We start from the raw sequence: 22,413 nt of genomic DNA, 5'->3' as shown, positions 1-22,413 counted from the left end.
AAGAGGATCGAGGACCATGAACAAGGCAATTCTGCTGGGCACCACGGGAGTGGCGGTCGCTCTCGCCATGCTGGGTTTCGGGTTCGTGACCGGAAGTCCGCAGGCGGCAAAGGCCGATGCCGCGCAGATCGCCCAGGCGGCGTCCGCCGACACCAAGATCGACAGGGCCGAAGTCGAGGGCATCATCCGCGATTACCTCTTGAAGAACCCGGAAGTGCTGCTGGAGGCACAGCAAGCGCTCGAGGCCAAGCAGAAGGAGGCGCAGCAGGTTGCCAGCCTCAGCGTCATCAAAAATGCCAAGGACCAGATCTTCAATTCGACCTTCGACGGCGTCGTCGGCAATCCGAACGGCAAGGTCACCATCGTCGAGTTCTACGATTACAATTGCGGCTACTGCAAACGCGCCATGGAGGACATGCAGGCGCTGACGACAGCCGATCCGGACCTGCGCTTCGTGCTCAAGGAGTTCCCGATCCTCGGCCCGGATTCGCAGAAGGCGAGCGTCGTCTCGATGGCCTTCCACCTGATGATGCCGGAGAAATACGGCGAGTTCCACAACGCGCTGCTCGGCGGCCAGGGACGCGCCACCGAGGCGGCGGCCCTCAAGGTAGCGCTTTCGCTCGGCGCCGACGAAGCGGCGCTGCGCGAGAAGATGAAGGACCCGTCGATCGCCGAGGCCCTCTCCAAGACCTATGACCTTGCCAACAAGCTGGCCATCACCGGAACGCCCTCCTATGTGGTCGGCAACGAGGTGGTATTCGGGGCGCTCGGGCAGGAAGTGCTGGCGGAGAAGATCGAGGCGGCCAAGGCCGCACTCTGATCGACCGCTGGTTTTCGGCGCAAGCCGTTTTTTTCCACCTGTTGTGGACAGCGAAAGAACCCACTTGCGCTCTTTTCGCAGGCGTCTAAGCCCAGTATAGAGGCCCGGTGCGCCGGCTAATGCGGGCGGCGGGAAAGGTCGGCATTTTGAAAACGGTTTTCGTCCTGAACGGTCCCAACCTCAACGCGCTCGGCAAGCGCGAGCCAGGCATCTATGGCGGCAAGACGCTTGCGGCGATCGCTGACGATTGCAAGCAGGCGGGTGCGGCGCTTGGGCTCGAGATCGATTTCCGTCAGTCGAACCATGAGGGCGACCTCGTCGACTGGATACAGGAAGCCGCCGACAAGGCTGTCGGCATCGTCATCAATCCGGGCGCCTACAGCCACACCTCGATCGCCATTCACGACGCCATCCGCTCCGTCGCGCCATTGCCCGTCGCCGAAGTTCATCTTTCCAACATCCATGCGCGGGAATCATTTCGCCACGTCTCCATGGTCTCGCCGGTCGCCGTCGGCATGATCTGCGGGTTCGGGCCGCTCGGCTACACGCTGGCGCTGCAGGCGCTGGCCGCACGCCTATGACCGGCCAACAAACAGAAGGCTCGAAAATGTCGATAAAGAAGAACGGTGTTGACCAGCAGCTTATCCGCGATCTGGCGGGCATACTGAACGACACCAACCTCACCGAGATCGAGGTCGAGTTGGGCGACTTGAAGGTGCGCGTGTCGCGCCAGGCGCCGGCCGTCCATGCGGTCGCCGCACCGCAGCCCGCCTATGCGCCGCCGACAGCGCAGCCGGCGGCCGCAACCACCGCGGCAGCGGCCGAGATTTCCAAGAATGCGGTGGCCTCACCCATGGTCGGCACCGCCTATCTGGCGCCATCGCCCGACGCCAAGGCGTTCATCGAGGTCGGCCAGCAGGTCAAGGAAGGCCAGACGCTGCTGATCATCGAGGCGATGAAGACGATGAACCAGATCCCCTCACCCCGTGCCGGCACGGTGACGGCGATCCTGTTCGAGGATGCGCAGCCGGTCGAATATGGCATGCCGCTCGTCGTGATCGAGTAGAGCCGGGAACAGCCGAAAAATGTTCCAGAAAATCCTCATCGCCAATCGCGGCGAAATCGCTCTGAGGGTGCTGCGCGCCTGCAAGGAGCTCGGCATCCAGACAGTGGTGGTGCATTCGACCGCCGATGCCGATGCCATGCATGTGCGGCTCGCCGACGAGAGCGTCTGCATCGGCCCGCCGCCGTCGCGCGACAGCTATCTCAACATCCACCAGATCGTCGCGGCCTGCGAGATCACCGGCGCCGACGCTGTGCATCCGGGCTATGGCTTCCTGTCGGAGAATGCCAAATTCGCCGATATCCTCGCCGCGCACAACATCACCTTCATCGGCCCGTCCGGCGATCACATCCGCATCATGGGCGACAAGATCGAGGCCAAGCGCACCGCAAAGCGTCTTGGCATTCCGGTGGTGCCCGGCTCCGACGGCGCGGTCACCGAGGAAAAGGAAGCCAAACGCATCGCCGCAGAGATCGGCTATCCCGTGATCATCAAAGCGTCGGCCGGCGGCGGCGGACGCGGCATGAAGGTGGCGCGCAGCGAAGCCGATCTTGTGGTCGCGCTGCAGACGGCGCGCTCGGAAGCCGGAGCCGCCTTTGGCGACGACGCCGTCTACATCGAGAAATATCTCGAAAAGCCGCGCCACATCGAGGTGCAGGTGTTCGGCGACGGTGCTGGCCGCGGCGTGCATTTCGGCGAACGCGACTGCTCGCTGCAGCGGCGCCACCAGAAGGTTTGGGAAGAGGCACCCTCACCGGCGCTCAATGCCGAGGAGCGCGCTCATATCGGCGGCGTCTGCGCCAAGGCTATCGCCGATCTCGGCTACTCCGGCGCCGGCACGATCGAATTCCTCTACGAGAACGGCGAATTCTACTTCATCGAGATGAACACGCGCCTGCAGGTCGAGCATCCGGTAACGGAAGCGATCACCGGCATCGACCTCGTGCACGAGCAGATCCGCGTCGCCTCGGGCGGCGGGCTTTCGGTGAGGCAGGAGGACATCAAGTTCAACGGCCATGCCATCGAATGCCGCATCAATGCCGAGGATCCGCGCACCTTCACCCCTTCGCCCGGCACGATCACCCATTTCCACACGCCGGGCGGCCTCGGCATCCGTGTCGATTCCGGCGTCTATTCCGGCTACAAGATCCCGCCCTACTACGACAGCCTGATCGGCAAGCTGATCGTGCACGGCCGCAACCGTGTCGAATGCATGATGCGGCTGCGGCGGGCGCTCGACGAATTCGTCGTCGACGGCATCAAGACGACGCTGCCGCTGTTTCGTGATCTCGTCGGCAATGCCGATATCGCCAATGGCGAGTATGACATCCACTGGCTGGAAAAATATCTGGCCAAAGAGGATTAGGTCGTGAACTTATAGAATATAATGATGCGATGACCCGTCCCTACGCGCCAGGCTATCGCATCCCGACCGACCTGTTGCTCAAGGCCTACGCCTCGGGCGTCTTCCCGATGGCCGAAAGCGCCACAGATCCCGAAGTGTTCTGGGTACGGCCGGAGACGCGCGGCATCATCCCGCTCGATGGTTTTCACGCGCCCAAAAGCCTGAGGAAAGCGATCCGGAAAAACCTGTTCGACATCCGTTTCGATTTCGACTTCGAAGCGACCATCGATGGCTGCGCCGAAAGGCGCGAGGAACGCCGGTCGACCTGGATCAATGCGCCGATCCGTGAGGCCTATGTCGAACTTCATCGGATGGGCCATTGCCATTCGGTCGAAGCCTGGCGCGAGGGTCGGCTGGTCGGCGGCCTTTACGGCGTCTCGCTCGGCCGGGTGTTCTTCGGCGAAAGCATGTTCGCCAGGGAAACGGACGCGTCGAAGGTCTGCCTGGTGCGCCTGGTCGAGCGCCTGAAGCAACGGCACTTTGCGCTGCTCGACACGCAGTTCACCACCGAGCACCTCAAACGCTTCGGCGCGGTCGACGTGCCAAGGGGCAGATACGAAAAGATGCTGGCTGACGCGCTGAAGGGCGAAGCGGTCTTCTTTCCCTGACGATCCGTCTTTCCCTGACGACCCGTCCAATCAGTCTTTTGCCGCAACTTCGAGCGGCGTCTGTGCGTGGAACATCATCTTCCAGCCGTTGACGCGATGGACATAGCCGGTGCTGACCAGCGCCGCATAAGGCTCGCCATTCTCGCGAGTGGCGTGGGCCTCATAGGTCAGCATGACAATGTCGCTACCCGGCTCGATGATGCCCTTGAGGTCGATGTCGAGATCGCGCCAGCGGTTCGGGTCCGTCGCGGTTTCGGCCAGATCGGCGTTGCTCATCGCCTGCGCCATCTGTGGGAACGCCACCAGGCATTCGGTGTCGGCATTGGCTTTGAAATAGGCTGCGTCGCCGGTCCAGAACCCTTTTTCGAGTTCGAGAAGCTCGCCTTTGTTGGCCATCATCGGAACGTCCTCCGCACGTGCCCTAACGCGCGGCGGGCAGGGCAAGTTCCGAAAGGACGCAGCGCTCTAGTTGGTCTTGGCCGCGTCGGGTGCCGGCACATCCGACTTCTGCTTGCAGCCCTTCAGCCAGACGTCGTAGACGGCGTGCTCGACGGCATTGAGGCCGGGACTTTCGGCAAACATCCAGCCTGTGAAGATGCGGCGGATCTTGCGATCCAGCGTGATCTCGTCGACCTCGACGAAGGAATCGGTCTTCGGCTCTTCGGTTTGCGGCCGCGAATAGCAGATGCGCGGCGTCACCTGCAAAGCACCGAACTGCACCGTCTCGTCAATATAGACGTCGAAGGTGATGATGCGGCCGGTGATCTTGTCTATGCCGGCGAATTCGGCGACGGGATTGGTGATGCGTTGTGGTGCCGCCGGTGCCGCCGGCGCCACTGTCGCATCCGGGTCCACAGTCGCATCCGGTTCCATTGGCGCATCCGGGTCCACTGGCGCCTCAAATTCCGTCGGCGCCCCCGGGTCCACTGGCGCCTCAAATTCCGTCGGCGCCCCCGGGTCCACTGGCGCCTCCAGCGTCTGAGCGGCGGCGATGCTAAAAGCCGCAAAAGCGGTGGCGGCCACCGTCAGTCCGCCTATCGAGATTCGGCTGAAAATGCTCATGCAAGGATCCGGTGGTTTGCGCCCGGGGTGATTCTGTCGCGCCCAAGGCTAGTCACTGCTGTCAGATCGACAAGCAGCTAAACGCCAATTGTGGCGATAAAGGACCGATCTCCACCTTGACGAGCGGTTACGAACCCGGCGTCCAGGCGTCGTAATCGCCTGTCACCTGCGGGCGGTGCTGATTGGTGAGCACCGAGCCCTTGGGGCGATAGGCGGCGGCGCTTCCGGTGAGGTTCGGCTGATGCGGCTTCTGCCAGTCGCGTGGCTTGTAGTTTTCGCTCGGCGGCGCGACATCGACGCGGTGATGCATCCAGCCATGCCAGCCGGGCGGAATCATCGAGGCTTCCGAATAGTCGCGATAGATGACCCAGCGGCGGGTACGGCCTTCCGAATCGACGCCACCCTCGTAGTAGATGTTGCCAGCCTCGTCCTGCCCGACCTTCTTGCCGTGGCGCCAGGTGTGGAAGCGCGTTCCCAGCGTCTGGCTATTCCACCAGGTGAAAAACTGCAGAAGGAAAGTTTTCATCCAAATCCTCGCGGCGGGCGCCCGTTGCCTGCTTATGGCGTCAGGTCATCGCGAAGGCAAGACTTTTGCCTGAGGTGCCGTACAAATGGTTGTCAGAAGACCGACGTCCGTTACCGATGCGGACGCATACGGGACAGTCGATGTTTAAGGGCTTGCCATCAATGCTCGACTGAAGGCAGTGGTGACCATACTGATCAGTTCCGTATGGATTTCGCGCCGTGTGCGGCCTCCGCCATCCATACAAATCGGATCACCAACCTTTTCAGCTTCGGCGAGCTCAGGCGCACCAGGTTTGCATTCGGCAAACATGCTGTAATGGCTCGCATCTCCGATTGTGGAATAAGTGGCATTTGGGATGGCTTTTGCAACTTTAGCGGCCTGCGCGGTCAGAGGGATTTTCCCTGGTTGACCTAGATTTATGAGTTCGACAGGAATTGAGATCTGCGAAAAGCTGTTGAATTCGAAGACATCAACGGGTGCAGGATCAATCGCCATTGCAAATCTGATACGCGTATCTTCATTGTTGCGGCCGGCCGATGTCAAATCCATGGCGTGAAGATCAACGCCGCTTTGCCTGACCCATCCACAAAGAGAAGGGTTGAGCGCGTCCGTATCGCAATAGCCCGCCAAGCGTTTTGCATCGATGCGGGCACCAGCTATCGCCAAGGCTGTGCTTCCGCCCATGGAAAGCCCGAGAGTACCTACCTTGTCATGTTCGAGGTGCTCTTCGAAAAAAGGGGCTTTGTCCATCGCATTCAAGGTCTCGGTGATATCCGCAGGTCTCAGCCAAAGCTTCATCGTTTCCACCGCGGATCGGTTTGCGCCTGTATTTCCGGGATGGGTAGGGGCCGCCACAACGAACCCCTGCTTCGCCAATGGCATCGCAATCCAGCTCAAGGCTTGCGCGTTTCCTGCCAGGCCAGCGCCGTGGGATAGCAATATGAGAGGAAATTTTCCATCCGAGATTGGGGCATCGAGCATGGCAGGCGTTCCCACAAAAAACATGCTCTCCCCAAGCATAATCGGTTTGCCACCCGAAGATGCCGGGTACCAAACGGTCACGTCGAGATCGACCCCGCGCTCTTTGGAGAGAGCCGCAATCTGACGCACACCGACATTGTCGCTGGCGACGGCTGGCTGTTGCACCACCAATGTCGAAGACGCGACGGTCCAAAGCATAGCCAAGACATTCATCAAGCACTTCATTGTTTTCCTCTTGCGCTCGTCATCATCGTCACGCTGTCAATTCTCGTACCGGAGTTCGGATAGTTGCCGATAAGAATGAGCTTCAGCGTTCAGGCCCCAAGATTGACCGGAATCCAGGCTGGCTCGCCCTCGAACGCGATCTTGGACGTCCGAGATCGTGATCAAGGTCGTTTCGCGCGATGAATTCAGCCCCTAGGTGCAGGATTACGAGGCGACAGGTGCCCCGTTTTGCGTTTCGGGCGCCGCAGACGTTTCGCCACCGATCCGGCGATAGGCGCTGGGTGTCATGCCCGTGACGCGCAGGAACTCGCGGTTGAAGTTCGACTTCGTGCCAAAACCCGATTCCAGCATGACGACTGTCACCGGATCGCGTGTCGAGACCAGCCGTCGCTGCGCATCGCTGACCCGGTATTCATTTACGACTTGGGAAACGTTGCGGCCATGAACCCGGTTAATCGCCCCGGAAATCTGTCGCGCAGGTATTCCGGCGCGCCGTGCCACACGGTCCAGCGTCAGGTCCGGATCGCGATAAAGATGCTGTTCAGCCATCAGTGCATCAATCCGGCGTATAACGACCTCGTCCGCCACGGAAAGATCCTCGCTGACCGGCGAAGCGTAAGAGAGTGAAGGCTGTGGCTCGAAGGTGGCGAATGCGAGACCCTCCTCTGTAGCTTTGAATTCCATTTCAGGGCGAGTGTCGTCCGCGACCGTTGCGGCGTAACCGGCGACCGCCAGCCACAGAACGCTCGCAGCGGTCAGGATCATTTGGGCCTGCTGCCCATCACCAAAAGAGAGATCAAGCGATACCGTTGCATCGACAAAGGCGGTGATAATGAGAAGAAGCGCGACCGCGACGAGCGCCTTGTGCGCGGTCCACTCGTCACTAAGACGCACAGCCGCAAGTGCACTCGGGCCCTGCCGCGCAACTCGCAAGAGCGCGAGGCCGTATCCGAGTTCGATCACGAAAAGAACAATGTCGATTGGTGCACGCCAGAAGGCGACGAGAACCGCGACGAGGCACGCCGGCATTAAATGCGGCCACAGGTCTGAGGGTTTCGCTAGGTTCTTGCGACGAAGCTGATCGAAGGCGGCGAAGGAAAGCGCGGGCAGGACAGCGGCGAGGATTGGCTGGATGAAGCGTGCCGGATACCAACCGACGTTCCAGTTCAATCCTGACACAGTCGCCTGAATTGCGAAGGCGGCCACGAGCAGCGGAAAGAGCCCGAGCCTTCCTTGTCCCCGCCGGATCATCCGCACGAGGATAAGGAGCAGAACAAGCGAAATGACGAACGGGAGCGGTATCGAAGGCATGTATAACCATTACCACGTAAGAGGCTTCTTCATCGCGCCGAGGGTGATGGTGGACGCCCCTAAATTTTAGACGAAGGTTTGTCGCGTGAACCCGCCGAAGAAGCCGAAGGTTCGCAACCAACCGGGCAATTCGTTGCGCATCTCATCGAGAACGACGCTTATAGCGATTTCGCGCCTGCCGGACGCATGCTTGCCAAGTTTGTTTCGTCTCCCTAAAGCTCTGCGCGCCCCGTGCGGGTACATGGTTGACCGGTCTTGAGGGAGATGAAGCTTGGCTCCGTACGCATCCGACCCCGAGCTGCGGATCAGTGCCAGCTCCATTCGCCTGCGCAAGGGCGGCGTGCCGATCGTCTGCCTCACCGCCTATACCTATCCCGTCGCGCGCCTGCTCGACGATCATGTCGACCTGATTCTGGTGGGCGACAGCGTCGCCATGGTCCTGCATGGCCACAAGACCACGCTGGGCGCCTCGCTTGAGATGATGATCGCCCATGGACAAGCGGTGATGCGGGGTTCAGCCAGGGCCTGCGTGGTGGTCGACATGCCGGCCGGCAGCTATGAGGCAACGCCGGCGCAGGCAATCGCCTCGGCTCGGCGGGTCGTTGGCGAAACCGGTTGCCAGGCGGTCAAGCTGGAGGGCGGCATCACAGTTGCCCGGCAGATTGCGGCGATCGTCGCTGCCGGCATTCCGGTCATGGGACATATCGGCTTGCAGCCGCAATCGGTGGAAAGCGACGGCGGCTACAGGATCAAGGGCCGGACCGAGGAGAATGTGGCCGCCCTTTATCGCGACGCGGACGCGGTCGAGAAGGCCGGCGCGTTTTCGGTGGTCATCGAAGGCACCGTCGAGACCGTCGCTGCCGACATCACCCGGCACATTTCCATTCCAACCATCGGCATCGGCGCCAGCGGCGACTGCGACGGCCAGATCCTGGTCATCGACGACATGGTCGGCCTGACCGTCGATCGCGTGCCGAAATTCGTCAAGCAATATGCCGACCTGCGCAGCGTCATATCGCATGCGGCAGCCAGCTATGCAGCGGAGGTGCGAAGCCGGACTTTTCCGGGCCCAGACCACGTCTTTTCCGCTGCAGCCGACAAGAACAAAGCATGAGCACGCCTCTCGTTGTCGACAGCGTCGCCGCCCTTCGCGCGCAGATCCGCGACTGGCGCCGCGATGGCCTCAGCGTTGCCATGGTGCCGACCATGGGGGCGCTGCATGACGGCCATATCTCGCTGGTGGAGATCGCGCTCGAAAAGGCCTATCGCTGCGTTGTCTCGATCTTCGTCAACCCGACGCAGTTCGCGCCGAGCGAAGACCTCGACAAATATCCGCGCCAACTCGCCCGCGATCTCGACCGGCTGGCCGAGGCCGGCGCACAACTCGTCTTCACCCCTGACGTTGCAGAGATGTATCCGGCCGGCTTCGCCACGAGGATCTCGGTCGGTGGGCCGGCCGCCGGGCTGGAATCGGATTTCCGGCCGACCTTCTTCGACGGCGTCGCGACGGTCGTGGCTAAGCTCTTCCTGCAGGCGTTGCCCGACTGCGCGGTCTTCGGTGAAAAGGACTACCAGCAGCTTTGCGTCGTCAGGCAGCTCTGCCGCGACCTCGATCTGCCGGTGGACATCGTCGGCGCGCCAACGGTACGCGACGCGCATGGCCTCGCCATGTCATCACGCAACGCCTATCTCGGCGAAGACGAGCTCGAAGTGGCGCGCCGGCTCAACGTCATCTTGCGCCGGGCGGCGGCGGCACTTGCGGCCGGCAGTGACGAAGGCAGCGCGACCGCCGAGGCCAGCCGCGCCCTCGTCAAGGCTGGCTTCGACAAAGTCGACTATGTCGCGGCGCGCGAGAGCCTGACGCTCGCCCCGTGGCGACGAGACCGTGACGGACGCCTGCTCGCAGCCGCCTGGCTGGGCAAAACCCGGCTGATCGACAATGTGGAAGTTCCCTCCGCCTAGGCCAATCAGGCGACCTTGAGATCCTTCAACGCCTTCTCGTAGACATCTTTGATCGGCTTGGATACGTCTTCGGCGGCTTTCGTCGCCGCCGCCTGAAACTCCTTGCCCTGCTCGACGGTCTTTTCCACCTGCTTGCGCAAGAAGGCAGTCTGCAGTTCGATGAACTCGGAGGGCGATTTCACGGCAACCAGGGCTTCGAGGTGAGAAAAGCTGGCCTCAGCATTTGCGCGCAGCGCAGCGATCGTCTTCAGCGACAGCTCATTGCTAGCTGTCTTGGCTGTTTCGATGGATGACTCGAGAGCCTTCTGGGTCGCCTCGGCGCCGGTCGCCAATTTCGATAAGGCTTCTTTCGACTGCTCGACGCCCTTTTCGGCGACAGCGCGGAACTGATCGGTTACCTCGGTCGGGACTTCTGCGTTCTCGATGATTTCAGCAGTTTTATCGGCGGTCTTGGTCATAGTTTCCATCCTTTGCAGTGGGCGGCCTTTTAGAAAAAGCCGTCTCGTTCATTTAGGAACCTGACGTTACGGCATCTGCAGTGCATTGCAATATTTTTGTGCGCTGCACCATGCCTTTTTTGCCTCAGCGTTAGCCCCTGCTGAATTCTTACCTGCGGGCGTTTTTTGCGGACGGCAGCTGAGAAAGTATTCAGGCAAGAATCGCAGAACAGTGGCCCGCTTCAAGCGCGCCTGTCCGACACACGGTTCGGCCCGGCGATGTGGGGGACTTGAGCCGTAACAGATGCCACGGCGGAATATCGGGTGTGACACCGTTGCCACGCTTTTCTGGGACAAAGATGCATGGCTGATTCCCAAAATCCGCAGCATCAGGCCGGCTCCGTTACAATTCGGCCAAAATCATGGTGCGGTCCTGCGCGCTCCAGGAGCGCTGCATCATGCTCGGCTGGAAAGAGAACGATTTCTGGCGCGGATCCTCAATCTTGATACCAGCATTTGTCGAGCGGCTGCTCCCCTATCTGTTCGCGCTTGCATTGATCTGCATCGCGGTCGCCTTCCGGCCGCTGCTGCCTGTCGATGAAACGCGATATCTCAGCGTCACCTGGGAGATGTATCTGAGCGGAAAGATCTTCGTTCCGACGATGAATTTCGCGCCCTATCTGCAAAAGCCGCCGCTGCTGTTCTGGCTTATCGATCTGGTCTGGGACATTTTTGGCGTAAGCCGGGTTGCCGCGATGCTCGTTATCTTCGTTGCCTCGTCGCTCGTCATCTGGCTGACGACTCGTCTGGCAAAAACCCTCTTTCCCGGACGCGACGACATCGCAGGCCGTGTCCCCTGGCTGGTCGCGGGAAGCATCGTCTTCGTCATTTATTCGACCCTGATCCTGTTCGACATGCTGCTGACGGTCTTCGTGCTTGCCGCGCTTTTGTCGTTGCTTGCCTTTGCCAGGAGCGGCAACCGCTGGCACGCCGTGCTGGCGGGATTATTCATCGGGCTGGGTGTCTTGACGAAAGGTCCGGTGGTGCTCATCCATGTCGGCGCCCCCATCCTGCTCTATCCATTCTGGCGCGATCGGCAGGCCGGACTGGCGACGCCGAAATTCTTCGCTGGGGTAGGCCTGGCAATTCTCGCCGCATTGATCCCGGTGGCGATGTGGCTAGTGCCGGCGACCATCCTGACCAAAGGCAACTTCGTCTACGACCTTGTCTGGAACCAGTCGGCAGGGCGTGTCACCGGCAATCTGCACAACTCCCATCACCGGCCGTTCTATTTCTACGTCGTGCTGATGCCGATCATGCTCATACCGTGGATCTTCATACCCGAAATATGGCGGCTGAGGCTGGGCGCCCGGATACGTGGCCTGATCGACACGAGATCGCCAGACCTGCGCGCGCTGCGCCTGCTGTCGTTCTCGTTCGTCGCGGTTTTACTGGTCTTCAGCGCGATATCCGGCAAGCAGCCTCACTATGTGGTGCCGATCCTGCCATTTGCGACCATCCTGTTCGGGTATTTCATGGCGGAGATCCCACTAGCGAGGCTCAGAAACTCGGCCTTCATCCTGCTTGCCATTTTCGGCATCGGCCATGCCGTAGCATCAGCGACCGTTTTCAAACGTGACGATCTCATGCCGCTGGCCAACTTTATCGACGAGCGAAAGAATGCGGATTGGGCTGTCGCCTTCGACTACCAGGACGAGGTCGGCTTCCTTGCCCGATTGCAGAAGCCGTTCGAAAGCACCGACAATCCCGAGGAATGGCTTCGTTCCCATCCTGGCGGCTATGTCATCGACAAATCCAAGGACCCTGGGACATCGGAGCAAATCGCTTTCCGCGTTCGCGTCGAACGAGGCTATCTTGTCGTCCTCAAGGGCCAACACTGACGGCGTGGCTGCCCGCAATCGACCGGCGCTGCCCATGAAACGCAACTGACTGCGACGTGTCCGGCAGACAAGTCTAGCCGATCGTCTTCTCGAAAATCAGCGCCGGCAGTCCTGAGCCACCGCCGCAGTCGGCGGTGTTGCCGGCGGGCAAAAACCCTTGCGAGCGGTAGAAGGCGACGGCCGGAGCGTTTGCCTCTTCCACTTCGACACGCAGCGTCCGCGCCTCCGGAAAGCTGGCCTCAACCTCTTCCAGCAGCGCCTGGCCGATCCCTTCCCGCTGGCAGGCCGGATGCACGTAGAGCTGGTTCAGCATGACGATCTTCGCATCCTTGGTGGTTGCAGCGAAAGCCATGCCGCCGATGCGCTTGCCGTCGTCCGCGACCAGGAATTCGGAGTTCGGCCGTGTCAGCCGCGCCTTGAGCGAGGCGATCGAATGCCATTCATCAGTGATCTCGGTGACTTTGGCAGCACCATAGATGCTGTCGTAAGTGGCATGCCACGTTTCGACCAGCAACGCGCGGACCGCGGCAAGATCGCGCTCGCCAGCGGTGCGAACGAACATCATCCTATTCGATCCCGAGCTTGGCCTTGACTAGGTCGTTGACCGCTTGCGGGTTGGCCTTGCCGCCTGTCGCCTTCATCACCTGGCCGACGAACCAGCCGGCCATGGTCGGCTTGGCGCGCGCCTGCTCGACCTTGTCGGGATTGGCCGATATCACCTCGTCGACCGCCTTTTCGATGGCGCCGGTGTCGGTGACCTGCTTCATGCCGCGGCTTTCGACCAGCTGGCGCGGATCGCCGCCCTCGTTCCAGACGACCTCGAACAGATCCTTGGCGATCTTGCCGGAGATGGTGCCCTCCTTGATCAGGTCGATGACCGCGCCGAGCTGATCAGGCGAAACCGGAGCATTTTCAATACCCTTGCCGGCCTTGTTCAACGCACCCAGCAGATCATTGATGACCCAGTTGGCGGCGAGCTTGCCATCGCGACCAGCGGCCACCTTCTCGAAATAGTCGGCAACCGCCTTTTCCGATACCAGGATCGAGGCGTCGTAGGTCGACAGGCCGAGCGAGGAGATCAGCCGTGCCTTCTTGGCGTCGGGCAGTTCAGGCAGGTCCTTTGCCAGCGCATCAACATAGGCCTGGTCGAATTCCAGCGGCAGAAGGTCGGGATCCGGGAAATAGCGGTAGTCGTGCGCTTCTTCCTTGGAACGCATCGAGCGCGTCTCGCCCTTGTTGGGGTCGAACAGCCGCGTTTCCTGGTCGATCTTGCCGCCATCCTCCAGAATGGCGATCTGGCGGCGCGCCTCGTAGTCGATGGCCTGGCCGATGAAGCGGATCGAGTTGACGTTCTTGATCTCGCAGCGCGTGCCGAATTCGCCGCCGGGCCGGCGCACCGAGACGTTGACGTCGGCGCGCAGCGAGCCTTCGTCCATATTGCCGTCGCAAGTGCCGAGATAGCGCACGATGGTGCGCAGCTTGGTGACATAGGCCTTGGCCTCGTCGGCGGAGCGCATATCGGGCTTGGAGACGATCTCCATCAGCGCCACGCCGGAGCGGTTGAGATCAACGTAAGACATCGTCGCATGCTGGTCGTGCATCGACTTGCCGGCGTCCTGCTCCAGGTGCAGGCGCTCTATGCCGACCTCGATATTCTCGAACTCGCCCTGCCGGTCCGGACCGACGGAGACGATCACCTTGCCCTCGCCAACGATCGGCTGTTTGAACTGCGAGATCTGGTAGCCCTGCGGCAGGTCGGGATAAAAATAGTTTTTCCGGTCGAAGACCGATTTGTGGTTGATCTCGGCCTTCAGCCCCAGGCCGGTGCGGATCGCCTGCTTGACGCATTCCTCGTTGATAACCGGCAGCATGCCCGGCATCGCCGCATCGACGAGGCTGACATTGGCGTTCGGCGGCGCGCCGAAAGCCGTCGAGGCGCCGGAGAACAGCTTTGCCTGCGAAGTCACCTGCGCGTGGACCTCGAGGCCGATGATGATTTCCCAGTCGCCGGTGGCGCCTGATATCAAGCGTTTGGCTTCTGGCGTGCGGGTGTCGATGAGGGTCATAGTGGCCTGCGAACTTTCGGTGGCGGATTCACATCTGAACGTGAATTCCGCCACGCCGGACGTGAAAGTCATTCGCTAGTGCAAACCACGAAAAGAGACAAGCGCAAAGCCGAAGCTGGCGCTTTCGCACCGAGTCTCGCCGCCGCCGTCGCTCTCGCCGCATTCAGGCCGTCGCGATGTAGGCCCTGATCTCGGCTGCCTCGCGCTCGACATCCTCGATGCGCCGCTTGACCACGTCGCCTATGGACACGATGCCGTCGAGCAGGCCGTCCTTTTCCACCGGCAGATGGCGGAAACGGCCACTGGTCATGATCTCCATGACCTCGTTGACGGTGTGGTTCTCATTGCAAATCTTCACCTTGGGCGTCATCGCCGAACGCACCGCGATGTCCAGTGCGGCGGCTCCTTCCCTGGCGAGGACCCGCACGACGTCGCGCTCGGAAAGAATGCCGACGATCTTGTGATCGCCATTGGTGATGACCAGCGCACCGATCCTGTGCTCGGCCAGGATGCGAATGGCCTCGCTCAGCTTTTCGTTCGGCCCGAGCGTCAACACGTCATGGCCTTTCTGCTCGAGAATTGCCTTAACAGTCATGGCGTCCTCCTCTGTTTTACTTGCCGGTTCCTGCCCTGACCGGCTTTCCTCCTGCGCATGACCCCGAAAATCGGCCTCGATTTTCGGAAAAGATCATGCGCCAAATCAAAGTTTCTACAGCGTCCTTTGCGCGTCCAAGAGGACGCGCGGCGCTGTAGTGAACATCGTGCGCCGCGATCGATTGCATTTCAAGTGCGGCGTCTTAATGCGCATCGCATGTCGTTGTCCCAAAACCGCTGCGCACCCTCGGTTCAAGACCGAGGGCATGCTTTTGGGCGACATGCTTCAGGCCATGGACTCATCCGCCTGCTGCCGCCGATCGAAAACGCGCAGGCCGAAGAAGCCGGCGACAAAACCGCCAATATGGGCCTCCCAGGCGATCTGGCTGTCGATGCCGGGCGCGAAGGCAACGAGGCCGGTGATGAGATTGATCACCATCCAGATGGCGAGAAAAGTCATAACGCCGCGCGAGCGGAACACCGCCGCCATGGGCATTGGCGCGCCGGCGAAGGCGGCTTTGCCGGACGAGCGGTCGGTGCGGAAGCCAAAGCGGGCGGCGGCCCCCATCATGCCGGAAATCGCTCCCGATGCGCCGACCAGCGGCGCCTGGCCGAGCGGATGCATGGCCCAGAACAGCACCACCGCCGCCAGCCCCGTCGCCGCGAAGAACAGACTGAAACGAAGCGCGCCGAATCGATTCGCCAGTGGCGAGCCGAAAGCCGCCAGCCACACCATGTTGATGGCTAGATGAGCGAAGCCGCCATGCAGGAAGGCATAGGTGAAGGGGCTCGAAAACGCGTAGAAATCGAGGTCGAAGCGACCGGAATAGCGGATCGGGATGAAGGCAGTCCGGATCAGCAGCGAGAAATCCTGGTCGTCGGTGAGCCAATAGAACCGGATCAGGTGAACGGCGACGCAGATGCCGATCACCGCCAGCACAACGGGTGGCATGTTGAATACCGGCTCGCGGCCGATAGGTCTGCCCTCGCCCTGTTCGATTTCCGATGGGCTTGCTGGTTCGCTCATATGCCTTGCACTCAGTCGCTCGCCTTCGCGAGCATGTAGATCACGGTCACCCGATTCACAAAGGGCGAATCGCCGCGAATCGCTTGGGCGCGAATCAAAAAGAAGCCGTCCAAGGTTGCCCTTGAACGGCTGGTCGAGCCCCCACGCTCCCCAAAACTCTTGACTGAAGTGCTGCCGATCGCTGCGAAACGACCGCTTCTGGAGTGGTTTTAGCGTGCCACGGGCTTGGGTGGGGCGCAACGTAAACCACTTGTTAACCTTAACGACCCCGACCCGTGAACAAGTGTTAACGATGCTGGCACGCATCCTGCTCCGCAACGCATGTAGGTCCTCGGAGGGCGCCCTTCTGTTCACCGATGGGACATCAGACGACAGATTGCGCGGAGCAGCATAGCATGAACCAGAACGGATCGATCACGCTGTTCCATTATTGGAACCGGTTGCGTGACGGGCGCCCTGCCCCGAAGCGTTCGGAAGTCGAGCCAGCCGACATCAAGTCGCTGCTGGCCGACACATTCATCCTGGAAAAGGATACACGCGGCGAGGCGGTGTTCCGGCTCGCCGGCACAAGACTTTGCGCGGTCTATGGCCGTGAGCTCAAGGGGTTTTCCTTCCCGTCGCTGTGGCGGGAGAAGGACCAGCGGCTTGTCTCAAAACTGATCCATGGGGTCTTCGACCAGAAATCCGTGGTGCTCATCACTTATGAAGGTTTCAGCCGCGGCGACCGTTCCAACAAGTTCGAGCTGCTCGCTCTGCCGCTCGACGGCGGCGTCGAAAACCCGCGCTGCCTCGGTGTGATAAGCGCCGCTGAAAAACCCTTCTGGCTGGGCGCGGATCCGATCACCGACGCCTTGATCGATTCGATCCGCATCGTCGATCCGGAGAAGGAACCGATATTCCCCAAGAACCGGCCGGCCATCGACGTCCCCTCGCTTGTCCCGTTGGATCTCGATCCGCCCCAGACGATTTCGGCGCTCGGCCAGGCGCGCCGCATCCGCCATCTGGTCGTGTTCGACGGCGGGCGCGAGGAATAATCGCGAACGCTAAAGTAACGGTGCCAGGCTTTCCCCTTTGTTAACCTGCTTTGCTGTAGTTTTCCGCTGAAGTTCCTCGCATCAACGCGCGGAATGCCAGACGGGGTGTAGGCAGTCATGAGGTCAGCGGCGGTCGACACCGCGCCGTCCCAAGCTGAAAGGCGTAACTTTCAGCGCGTCCGCGTGAAGATCTATGGGCGCTTCATGCTGGAGGATCGCACCGAACATCCGTGCCAGGTGGTCGACATGTCGCCGGGCAATGTTGCGCTTCGCACGGAGCGCATCGGCATGCCGGGCGAGAAGGTCATCGCCTATATCGATCACATCGGCCGCATCGAAGGCGTCGTCACTCGTATCTTGCAGGATGGTTTCGCGATGACGGTCATCGCGTCGGAACGCAAGAAGGACAAGCTTGCCGCGCAATTGACCTGGCTTGCCAACAAGCATGAGCTCGATCTGCCGGAAGACCGCCGTCACGAACGCGTGGCGCCGCGCAATCCGACCAGCGTGCTTCAGCTCGCCGACGGGCGCCAGTACCAGTGCCGCATCATCGACCTGTCGCTTTCGGGCGCCGCGGTCGAGATCAACGTCAAGCCGGCAATCGGCATCCAGGTCATGCTGGGCACGATGCGCGGCCAGGTCGTGCGCCATTTCGAGGACGGCGTCGCCATCGAGTTCGCCGTCGTCCAGCGGCCCGAAACGCTCGATTCCGAATTCAACGCATCCGGCACCTGACAAACAACAACATATTATCGCAATCAGACCGGCCCATTCGGCCGGTTTTTTCGTTGTTCCGCACCGGCCGACGCGACTTGCCAACCGATGCCGCGCCAAGGCGTCGCGCCGTGCCGATGCAGCTCCGCGAAAATGCCTCAACAATTTTATACTGAAATGATTCAAATTTTACGTTTATTCTACAGGCGTTTTACTTAATATCTACTTCGAGCCTTTGCGTCGAATAAATCCAATCGTGTCATTGTCTCCTCAAACGGGGAGACTGGACGATGAAGAAGACGAGGGGCAAGCTGTTGCTCTTGGCAATGGCGATGCAGCTTACCGCCTGGGGAACGGCGTACGCAGCGGGACCAGCCTTCATGCACACTGGCAGCCGCACCACACAGCCGGTCGGCCATTACGAGTTCTGCCAGAAGATTCCGCAGGAATGCAATGAGCGCACGCCTAAGCAGGCACCGGTCGAGCTGACACGCAAGCTGTGGGCGAAAATCGTGAGCATCAACAATTCGGTCAACACCAGGATCACGCCGCGCACCGACATGGAACTGTGGGGCAAGGAAGAAGTCTGGTCCTATCCCAACAGCGGCTTCGGCGACTGCGAGGACTATGCGCTGGAAAAGCGCCGCGCGTTGATGAACATCGGCATACCGGCCGGCGACCTGCTGATGACGGTTGCGCGCCAGCCGAACGGAGACGGCCATGCGGTGCTGACCGTGCGCACCAGCCTTGGAGAGTTCATCCTCGACAATCTGGAGACCAGGGTGCTGTCCTGGACCAACACCGACTACACCTACCTGAAGCGCCAATCGAGCCAGAATTCGGGCGCTTGGGTAACGATCAACGACGGCCGCTCCGACGCGGTCGCCAGCGTCCGCTAAGGACGCCAATGCATGTCGCCCAAAGTGCGCAGCGGTTTTGGGATAACGACATGCATAAAACAGAGGTTAAGCGCGTCGCATGAATGCGACGCGCTTAAGGAGAAAACCCGGTCGAGTCCCCACCCTCCCCGTCCCCAACGACCGGGTTTTAGGAGCCGGCCCCGTCCCCGGGCCGGCTCCACCTTTCGGGGGAGACCGGAGGAAGCCCCGATAGGAGAACTCGACTTGAGCGTCGCCAAATTTTGACGTATTGAAAGAATTGTGGAGACGTTCTCTAGTTCGTCTGGGAGCCGTCATTGGTGACTGTATGGATGCCGATCTCAAATTCGGCATCTACCGCTGTAATACTGCGGAGTGGCACTCTTACGGGTGCCGTCTAGTGCGAGGGCTATCCCTCCTGAATAAGGGGCAATCGCTTACAGGTTGCTGCACATCCGCTTCATGTTGATGAAGCAAAAGGATGTGTCAAATGAACAATTCAAACAAACTAACAAAACTCCGAACCGTGCAGGCCAAGAAGCAAAATTGGCGATGCTTCTACTGCGGTTTTCAGATGTGGGATGGAGACCCGACGCTGTTTTCAGAGCGTTATCATCTCCCTGTAAGATCGCTCAACCGCTTCCGCTGCACCGCGGAACATCTGAAACCCCGGATGGACGGCGGCGAGGACAGACCAGAGAACCTTGTTGCGGCGTGCAAGTTTTGCAATCAAACCCGGCATCGAATGGGTAAAGTGCTATCGCCGGCCACGTACCAGCGGCACGTCCGAAAGCGAATAACGGCCTGGAAATGGCATCCGCTCGCGTGTCACCACTTGTTGAAATGATGCAGCGTCAGACGATCCATCGGAAGGCCACGGCCGCTACGGACGTCGGAACAGAGCCAGAAACTCTTGGCTAGAGCCAGCTTTCCAAGGGCAATTGACCGATGCAGTATGAACCATCAATTCAACCTCCGGATCGCTGCGATGTTGGAAATCCCGGAAGATCGATGCGAGCGCCACCGCCTGTTCAAGGCCATCGACGACGCGTTCAAGGCGGGCGACTTCGAGGCCCTCGGTGTGGCCCTAGGCGGCTCACCCTGCTGGTTCGACGAGCAGATGCCTTTTGAACTCGGCCTTGGGCATCCACTGGAATATGCGATCTATTGGAGCCCCACTGCTTTCATCTCGACCTTACTGGATGCGGGCTCGGACCCGAACTATCACCACCATGGCGGTTTTCCGGCAATCATTGCGGCACTGTCCACCGACCGGGCTGACAGACTGGAAATCGTCCGAATCCTGATCGATGGTGGCGCAGACCTCAACATGCGGGGCGTAAACGACTGGACGCCGCTTCACTATGCGGTCGCCATCCGTAGCGTCGATGCCATCCGCCTGCTGTTGGCGGCGGGCGCCAACCCATCGCTCGAAACCCGCATCGACGACTATACGACAGCCCTCGAGGACGCCGACAATGCCGGCTTTGAAGCCGGCGCTTCGTTTTTGCGCGATGCGATGATCAGGCGCGGCCCCAATGGACGGTGAGTTGGGCGACGATGCCGGTGAACCATATAGCCGAAGGCTGGCCTCAGGCCTTCTTCAGTCCCGCCTTGAAGCATTTGCCGTTGGCCACATAATGCGCGGCCGAAGCGCGCAGCCCGGCAACCGCAGCATCGTCCAGCGCTCGCACCAAACGAGCGGGCGAGCCGATAATCAGCGAATTGTCGGGGAATTCCTTGCCCTCAGTGACCAGCGCGCCGGCGCCGACCAGCGAATTCTTGCCGATTTTCGCGCCGTTCAGCACGATGGCGCCCATGCCGATCAGGCTGTTGTCGCCGATCGTGCAGCCATGCAACAAGGCGCGGTGGCCGATCGTGCAGCCTTGCCCGATGGTCAGGGGAAAACCGACATCGGTGTGCATGACCGTGTGTTCCTGCACATTGGTGTCGGCGCCGATGACGATCGGCTCGTTGTCGCCGCGGATGACGACGCCGAACCAGAAGCCGGCGTTGCGGCCGACCCTGATATCGCCGATCAGGGTGGCGTCGGGCGCGATCCAGTTGCTGTCCGCGTCCTCGAAGCCGGGGGCCTTTCCGTCGATCGCATAGAGCGGCATTTTTCGCCTCCGAATCGTCTCACACTAAGCTTTGCATGTCGTCATCGCAAAACCGCTGCACACCCTTGGGTCAAGCCCAGGGGCATGCTTTTGCGCGACATGCACTAAACGTTCGCAGAGCCTAAAAGCGTGCCGGCCCGGGATGCAATATATCGATCAGCGCTATGCCCAAAGCCAACGCCCAGATCGTCGCAGTGCAGCCGCAGGAGATCAGCGCCAGTGCCGAAATGCGGCCTTCCCGCCAGGCGTCCAGGGCGTCGTTGGCAAACATCAGGGGCCCGGCGCATGCCGTCGCGACCAACGAGCGCAGCATATGCTTTGGCGACACATAAGGCTCGACGAAGGCAAGCCGGCGGCCTGATACCAGCTCCATTGCCGATCCAACCAGGCCGCACGCCGTCAGCCCAACCATAAAACCGAAGAGAGTGTGTTCGACCGGACCCATCTTTACCTTCCATTTACCATGAAATCGCACAGTCGTGTCGACAGGCGCGTTGCAAGAGCCGTGCCGCGCCACATGTGCCGCTTGAGGACACCCAAAGGGGAACACCCAAGGGGACATCTTGGGACAGGCGGCCGATACAGGGGATCGCGATGAAGCAGGCAGCCACCGCCAACGGCCCGCAACTCACCGTCGTCGATTCCAAGCTGATGAGGCGGGTGTTCTACGTGTTCGCGGCGCTGGCAGTGCTTTCGGTGGCGATCAGCCTTGGCGGCAAATGGTTCGGCCGCTCGATCGCCATGGCCGGATACACCGACGACACGACAACCCACGAGGTCGTGATCGGCAACAACGTCATCGCCGTGCCGGCCAATGTCGTCCGCTTCGACCAGGCCCGGCGCGACGGCATCGCCTCGCGCCTCGACCTCTATCTGCGCTATCCCGAGATGGACGGCTACAGCGAGGCTGCCCGGGACGATTTCAACAACACCGGATCGAGCAAGAACATCATTTTCCTGTCGCTCGAACGGCAGATAATGTCGCGCGACATGAGCGGCCGCTTCACGCCGATCTACAGCGCCCTGATCGCCCAACCCGGCACGCCCGGCCCGGGCGGCACCACACTCTACGGCTTCACCGAAAAATCAGGCTATCTCAACGAGGTGCTGGCGGTCGGCAACCGCCGGGGCAAGGACCCGTTCGTGGCCCGCTGCCTGAGCGGCCCAAGTGCTGCGCAATCGCTGGCGCCCTGCGAACGCGACATCCTGGTCGGCGACAAGCTCAGCCTCACCTACCGTTTTCCCAAAGACTTTCTGGCGGACTGGCAGGTGCTCGATGCAGCCATCGCCGCCGAGGCCACGCGTTTCCTGAGGACCGGACGCTAACGCGTTGTGTCTGAAAGGAATTTATGCGACGCGCTTTGGTGGAAAATCGCAAACGGCGGAGATTGGCAAAAACCCCTCTCCGCCCAGGGATGACGAACCCGGGGTGCCTGCCGCCAACCGCAAACTCCCGGCTCAGGCCAGGTCGATGTCGAGGATCGCCATCGAGAAATTATAGTCGCCGTCGTCCTCGTCCTTGAAGACGATGCCGAGGAATTCGTCGCCGACATAGACCTCGGCCGAATCGTCCTTGCGCGGCCGCGCCTTCACTTCAAGCTTGGGGTTCTGGAAGACGCGCTTGAAATAGGCGTCCAGCTTTCTGATTTCGTCCGGCTTCAACAGTCTTCTCCGATCGT

Annotated in this window: 27 protein-coding genes; 14 read left to right on the top strand and 13 right to left on the bottom strand. The window is 60.8% G+C overall.

Features of this window, described 5'->3' with window-relative positions:
• Positions 1–16 precede the first annotated feature (16 nt).
• The 5 genes from RPG13_RS19340 (at position 17) to aat (ending at position 3,896) form a co-directional block, all read left to right on the top strand.
• The gene (locus RPG13_RS19340) at positions 17–820 is read left to right on the top strand and encodes a DsbA family protein (RefSeq protein WP_095489487.1); all 804 of its coding nucleotides are present in this window, start codon (positions 17–19) and stop codon (positions 818–820) included.
• A 146-nt stretch (positions 821–966) separates the two neighbouring features.
• On the top strand, positions 967–1,401 hold the full coding sequence (gene aroQ, locus RPG13_RS19335; protein WP_126106746.1) for a type II 3-dehydroquinate dehydratase: 435 nt from the start codon (positions 967–969) through the stop codon (positions 1,399–1,401).
• Positions 1,402–1,427: 26 nt separating this feature from the next.
• Entirely contained in the window at positions 1,428–1,886 is a 459-nt protein-coding gene (gene accB, locus RPG13_RS19330; protein WP_128241174.1) for an acetyl-CoA carboxylase biotin carboxyl carrier protein, read from the top strand.
• Between the two features lie 19 nt (positions 1,887–1,905).
• Positions 1,906–3,249, top strand: coding sequence for an acetyl-CoA carboxylase biotin carboxylase subunit (gene accC / locus RPG13_RS19325; RefSeq protein ID WP_337125752.1), 1,344 nt, complete (start codon positions 1,906–1,908; stop codon positions 3,247–3,249).
• Between the two features lie 29 nt (positions 3,250–3,278).
• Complete coding sequence (aat, locus tag RPG13_RS19320) at positions 3,279–3,896, top strand: leucyl/phenylalanyl-tRNA--protein transferase (RefSeq protein ID WP_127204411.1); 618 nt, start codon at positions 3,279–3,281, stop codon at positions 3,894–3,896.
• A 30-nt stretch (positions 3,897–3,926) separates the two neighbouring features.
• On the opposite strand, the gene RPG13_RS19315 is transcribed toward aat, so the two are convergent.
• From RPG13_RS19315 to RPG13_RS19295, 5 genes are all read right to left on the bottom strand, one after another.
• Complete coding sequence (locus RPG13_RS19315; RefSeq protein ID WP_095489491.1) at positions 3,927–4,295, bottom strand: hypothetical protein; 369 nt, start codon at positions 4,293–4,295, stop codon at positions 3,927–3,929.
• 66 nt (positions 4,296–4,361) lie between these two features.
• Positions 4,362–4,958, bottom strand: a complete 597-nt coding sequence (locus RPG13_RS19310) for a DUF2155 domain-containing protein (protein WP_337125751.1) — start codon at positions 4,956–4,958, stop codon at positions 4,362–4,364.
• A 127-nt stretch (positions 4,959–5,085) separates the two neighbouring features.
• Positions 5,086–5,484 (bottom strand): NADH:ubiquinone oxidoreductase subunit NDUFA12, encoded by a 399-nt coding sequence (locus RPG13_RS19305; protein ID WP_292226134.1) that lies wholly within the window; start codon positions 5,482–5,484, stop codon positions 5,086–5,088.
• Between the two features lie 144 nt (positions 5,485–5,628).
• A complete protein-coding gene (locus RPG13_RS19300) occupies positions 5,629–6,690 on the bottom strand; it encodes an alpha/beta hydrolase family protein (protein WP_292505732.1) in 1,062 nt (353 codons plus the stop codon).
• Between the two features lie 204 nt (positions 6,691–6,894).
• On the bottom strand, positions 6,895–7,869 hold the full coding sequence (locus tag RPG13_RS19295) for a helix-turn-helix domain-containing protein (protein ID WP_337127034.1): 975 nt from the start codon (positions 7,867–7,869) through the stop codon (positions 6,895–6,897).
• 403 nt (positions 7,870–8,272) lie between these two features.
• Between RPG13_RS19295 and panB the strand changes: the two genes are divergently transcribed.
• Both panB and panC read left to right on the top strand, forming a co-directional pair.
• A complete protein-coding gene (gene panB / locus RPG13_RS19290; protein ID WP_337125750.1) occupies positions 8,273–9,115 on the top strand; it encodes a 3-methyl-2-oxobutanoate hydroxymethyltransferase in 843 nt (280 codons plus the stop codon).
• Positions 9,112–9,963 (top strand): pantoate--beta-alanine ligase, encoded by an 852-nt coding sequence (gene panC / locus RPG13_RS19285; protein WP_292505727.1) that lies wholly within the window; start codon positions 9,112–9,114, stop codon positions 9,961–9,963. Before panB ends, panC begins: the two co-directional genes overlap by 4 nt.
• Before the next feature lie 5 nt (positions 9,964–9,968).
• Here the strand turns inward: panC and RPG13_RS19280 are convergent, their stop codons facing one another.
• Positions 9,969–10,421 carry a phasin gene (locus tag RPG13_RS19280; RefSeq protein WP_126106753.1) on the bottom strand — a complete coding sequence of 151 codons (453 nt, stop codon included), beginning with the start codon at positions 10,419–10,421 and terminating at the stop codon, positions 9,969–9,971.
• Between the two features lie 437 nt (positions 10,422–10,858).
• On the opposite strand from RPG13_RS19280, the gene RPG13_RS19275 reads away from it, so the two are divergent.
• The gene (locus tag RPG13_RS19275) at positions 10,859–12,301 is read left to right on the top strand and encodes an ArnT family glycosyltransferase (protein ID WP_337125749.1); all 1,443 of its coding nucleotides are present in this window, start codon (positions 10,859–10,861) and stop codon (positions 12,299–12,301) included.
• A gap of 73 nt (positions 12,302–12,374) precedes the next feature.
• Here the strand turns inward: RPG13_RS19275 and RPG13_RS19270 are convergent, their stop codons facing one another.
• The 4 genes from RPG13_RS19270 to RPG13_RS19255 all read right to left on the bottom strand — a co-directional run bounded on the left by RPG13_RS19270 (position 12,375) and on the right by RPG13_RS19255 (position 15,988).
• On the bottom strand, positions 12,375–12,863 hold the full coding sequence (locus tag RPG13_RS19270; protein ID WP_337127033.1) for a GNAT family N-acetyltransferase: 489 nt from the start codon (positions 12,861–12,863) through the stop codon (positions 12,375–12,377).
• 4 nt (positions 12,864–12,867) lie between these two features.
• On the bottom strand, positions 12,868–14,367 hold the full coding sequence (gene gatB, locus RPG13_RS19265; RefSeq protein ID WP_337125748.1) for an Asp-tRNA(Asn)/Glu-tRNA(Gln) amidotransferase subunit GatB: 1,500 nt from the start codon (positions 14,365–14,367) through the stop codon (positions 12,868–12,870).
• A 163-nt stretch (positions 14,368–14,530) separates the two neighbouring features.
• On the bottom strand, positions 14,531–14,962 hold the full coding sequence (locus RPG13_RS19260; protein WP_023798170.1) for a CBS domain-containing protein: 432 nt from the start codon (positions 14,960–14,962) through the stop codon (positions 14,531–14,533).
• Between the two features lie 285 nt (positions 14,963–15,247).
• Positions 15,248–15,988: a rhomboid family intramembrane serine protease gene (locus tag RPG13_RS19255; protein ID WP_095489500.1), complete on the bottom strand. Its 741-nt coding sequence runs from the start codon at positions 15,986–15,988 to the stop codon at positions 15,248–15,250.
• Positions 15,989–16,383: 395 nt separating this feature from the next.
• On the opposite strand from RPG13_RS19255, the gene RPG13_RS19250 reads away from it, so the two are divergent.
• From RPG13_RS19250 to RPG13_RS19235, 5 genes are all read left to right on the top strand, one after another.
• A complete protein-coding gene (locus RPG13_RS19250; RefSeq protein ID WP_095489501.1) occupies positions 16,384–17,022 on the top strand; it encodes a PAS domain-containing protein in 639 nt (212 codons plus the stop codon).
• A 117-nt stretch (positions 17,023–17,139) separates the two neighbouring features.
• Positions 17,140–17,757 (top strand): PilZ domain-containing protein, encoded by a 618-nt coding sequence (locus RPG13_RS19245; RefSeq protein ID WP_095489502.1) that lies wholly within the window; start codon positions 17,140–17,142, stop codon positions 17,755–17,757.
• Positions 17,758–18,026: 269 nt separating this feature from the next.
• Positions 18,027–18,635, top strand: coding sequence for a transglutaminase-like cysteine peptidase (locus RPG13_RS19240; protein ID WP_095489503.1), 609 nt, complete (start codon positions 18,027–18,029; stop codon positions 18,633–18,635).
• 460 nt (positions 18,636–19,095) lie between these two features.
• Complete coding sequence (locus RPG13_RS34980) at positions 19,096–19,461, top strand: HNH endonuclease (protein WP_127205772.1); 366 nt, start codon at positions 19,096–19,098, stop codon at positions 19,459–19,461.
• Positions 19,462–19,602: 141 nt separating this feature from the next.
• Positions 19,603–20,163, top strand: coding sequence for an ankyrin repeat domain-containing protein (locus tag RPG13_RS19235; protein WP_164759243.1), 561 nt, complete (start codon positions 19,603–19,605; stop codon positions 20,161–20,163).
• Positions 20,164–20,206: 43 nt separating this feature from the next.
• On the opposite strand, the gene RPG13_RS19230 is transcribed toward RPG13_RS19235, so the two are convergent.
• Positions 20,207–20,734, bottom strand: a complete 528-nt coding sequence (locus tag RPG13_RS19230) for a gamma carbonic anhydrase family protein (protein WP_095489506.1) — start codon at positions 20,732–20,734, stop codon at positions 20,207–20,209.
• 121 nt (positions 20,735–20,855) lie between these two features.
• Positions 20,856–21,179 carry a DUF6949 family protein gene (locus RPG13_RS19225; protein ID WP_164759244.1) on the bottom strand — a complete coding sequence of 108 codons (324 nt, stop codon included), beginning with the start codon at positions 21,177–21,179 and terminating at the stop codon, positions 20,856–20,858.
• A 149-nt stretch (positions 21,180–21,328) separates the two neighbouring features.
• Here RPG13_RS19225 and RPG13_RS19220 point away from each other — a divergent pair, with 149 nt between their 5' ends.
• Entirely contained in the window at positions 21,329–22,060 is a 732-nt protein-coding gene (locus tag RPG13_RS19220) for a hypothetical protein (RefSeq protein WP_095489507.1), read from the top strand.
• Between the two features lie 132 nt (positions 22,061–22,192).
• Here RPG13_RS19220 and RPG13_RS19215 read toward each other — a convergent pair whose 3' ends face one another.
• A complete protein-coding gene (locus RPG13_RS19215; RefSeq protein WP_013531334.1) occupies positions 22,193–22,396 on the bottom strand; it encodes a DUF3126 family protein in 204 nt (67 codons plus the stop codon).
• Positions 22,397–22,413 lie beyond the last annotated feature (17 nt).

The sequence above is a fragment of the Mesorhizobium sp. ISC15 genome (genome assembly GCF_037162615.1).
In the GTDB taxonomy this organism is placed as follows: domain Bacteria; phylum Pseudomonadota; class Alphaproteobacteria; order Rhizobiales; family Rhizobiaceae; genus Mesorhizobium; species Mesorhizobium mediterraneum.
This window is presented reverse-complemented; position numbering and strand designations above follow the sequence as displayed.

Excerpts from the sequence above, each read along its gene's own strand:
- RPG13_RS19340 (WP_095489487.1), top strand. The coding sequence starts at position 17 with ATGAACAAGGCAATTCTGCTGGGCACCACGGGAGTGGCGGTCGCTCTC.
- accB (WP_128241174.1), top strand. The coding sequence starts at position 1,428 with ATGTCGATAAAGAAGAACGGTGTTGACCAGCAGCTTATCCGCGATCTG.
- accC (WP_337125752.1), top strand. The coding sequence starts at position 1,906 with ATGTTCCAGAAAATCCTCATCGCCAATCGCGGCGAAATCGCTCTGAGG.
- aat (WP_127204411.1), top strand. The coding sequence starts at position 3,279 with ATGACCCGTCCCTACGCGCCAGGCTATCGCATCCCGACCGACCTGTTG.
- RPG13_RS19315 (WP_095489491.1), bottom strand. The coding sequence starts at position 4,295 with ATGATGGCCAACAAAGGCGAGCTTCTCGAACTCGAAAAAGGGTTCTGG.
- RPG13_RS19310 (WP_337125751.1), bottom strand. The coding sequence starts at position 4,958 with ATGAGCATTTTCAGCCGAATCTCGATAGGCGGACTGACGGTGGCCGCC.
- RPG13_RS19305 (WP_292226134.1), bottom strand. The coding sequence starts at position 5,484 with ATGAAAACTTTCCTTCTGCAGTTTTTCACCTGGTGGAATAGCCAGACG.
- RPG13_RS19300 (WP_292505732.1), bottom strand. The coding sequence starts at position 6,690 with ATGAAGTGCTTGATGAATGTCTTGGCTATGCTTTGGACCGTCGCGTCT.
- panC (WP_292505727.1), top strand. The coding sequence starts at position 9,112 with ATGAGCACGCCTCTCGTTGTCGACAGCGTCGCCGCCCTTCGCGCGCAG.
- RPG13_RS19280 (WP_126106753.1), bottom strand. The coding sequence starts at position 10,421 with ATGACCAAGACCGCCGATAAAACTGCTGAAATCATCGAGAACGCAGAA.
- RPG13_RS19275 (WP_337125749.1), top strand. The coding sequence starts at position 10,859 with ATGCTCGGCTGGAAAGAGAACGATTTCTGGCGCGGATCCTCAATCTTG.
- RPG13_RS19270 (WP_337127033.1), bottom strand. The coding sequence starts at position 12,863 with ATGTTCGTTCGCACCGCTGGCGAGCGCGATCTTGCCGCGGTCCGCGCG.
- gatB (WP_337125748.1), bottom strand. The coding sequence starts at position 14,367 with ATGACCCTCATCGACACCCGCACGCCAGAAGCCAAACGCTTGATATCA.
- RPG13_RS19260 (WP_023798170.1), bottom strand. The coding sequence starts at position 14,962 with ATGACTGTTAAGGCAATTCTCGAGCAGAAAGGCCATGACGTGTTGACG.
- RPG13_RS19255 (WP_095489500.1), bottom strand. The coding sequence starts at position 15,988 with ATGAGCGAACCAGCAAGCCCATCGGAAATCGAACAGGGCGAGGGCAGA.
- RPG13_RS19250 (WP_095489501.1), top strand. The coding sequence starts at position 16,384 with ATGAACCAGAACGGATCGATCACGCTGTTCCATTATTGGAACCGGTTG.
- RPG13_RS19245 (WP_095489502.1), top strand. The coding sequence starts at position 17,140 with ATGAGGTCAGCGGCGGTCGACACCGCGCCGTCCCAAGCTGAAAGGCGT.
- RPG13_RS19240 (WP_095489503.1), top strand. The coding sequence starts at position 18,027 with ATGAAGAAGACGAGGGGCAAGCTGTTGCTCTTGGCAATGGCGATGCAG.
- RPG13_RS34980 (WP_127205772.1), top strand. The coding sequence starts at position 19,096 with ATGTGTCAAATGAACAATTCAAACAAACTAACAAAACTCCGAACCGTG.
- RPG13_RS19235 (WP_164759243.1), top strand. The coding sequence starts at position 19,603 with ATGTTGGAAATCCCGGAAGATCGATGCGAGCGCCACCGCCTGTTCAAG.
- RPG13_RS19230 (WP_095489506.1), bottom strand. The coding sequence starts at position 20,734 with ATGCCGCTCTATGCGATCGACGGAAAGGCCCCCGGCTTCGAGGACGCG.
- RPG13_RS19225 (WP_164759244.1), bottom strand. The coding sequence starts at position 21,179 with ATGGGTCCGGTCGAACACACTCTCTTCGGTTTTATGGTTGGGCTGACG.
- RPG13_RS19220 (WP_095489507.1), top strand. The coding sequence starts at position 21,329 with ATGAAGCAGGCAGCCACCGCCAACGGCCCGCAACTCACCGTCGTCGAT.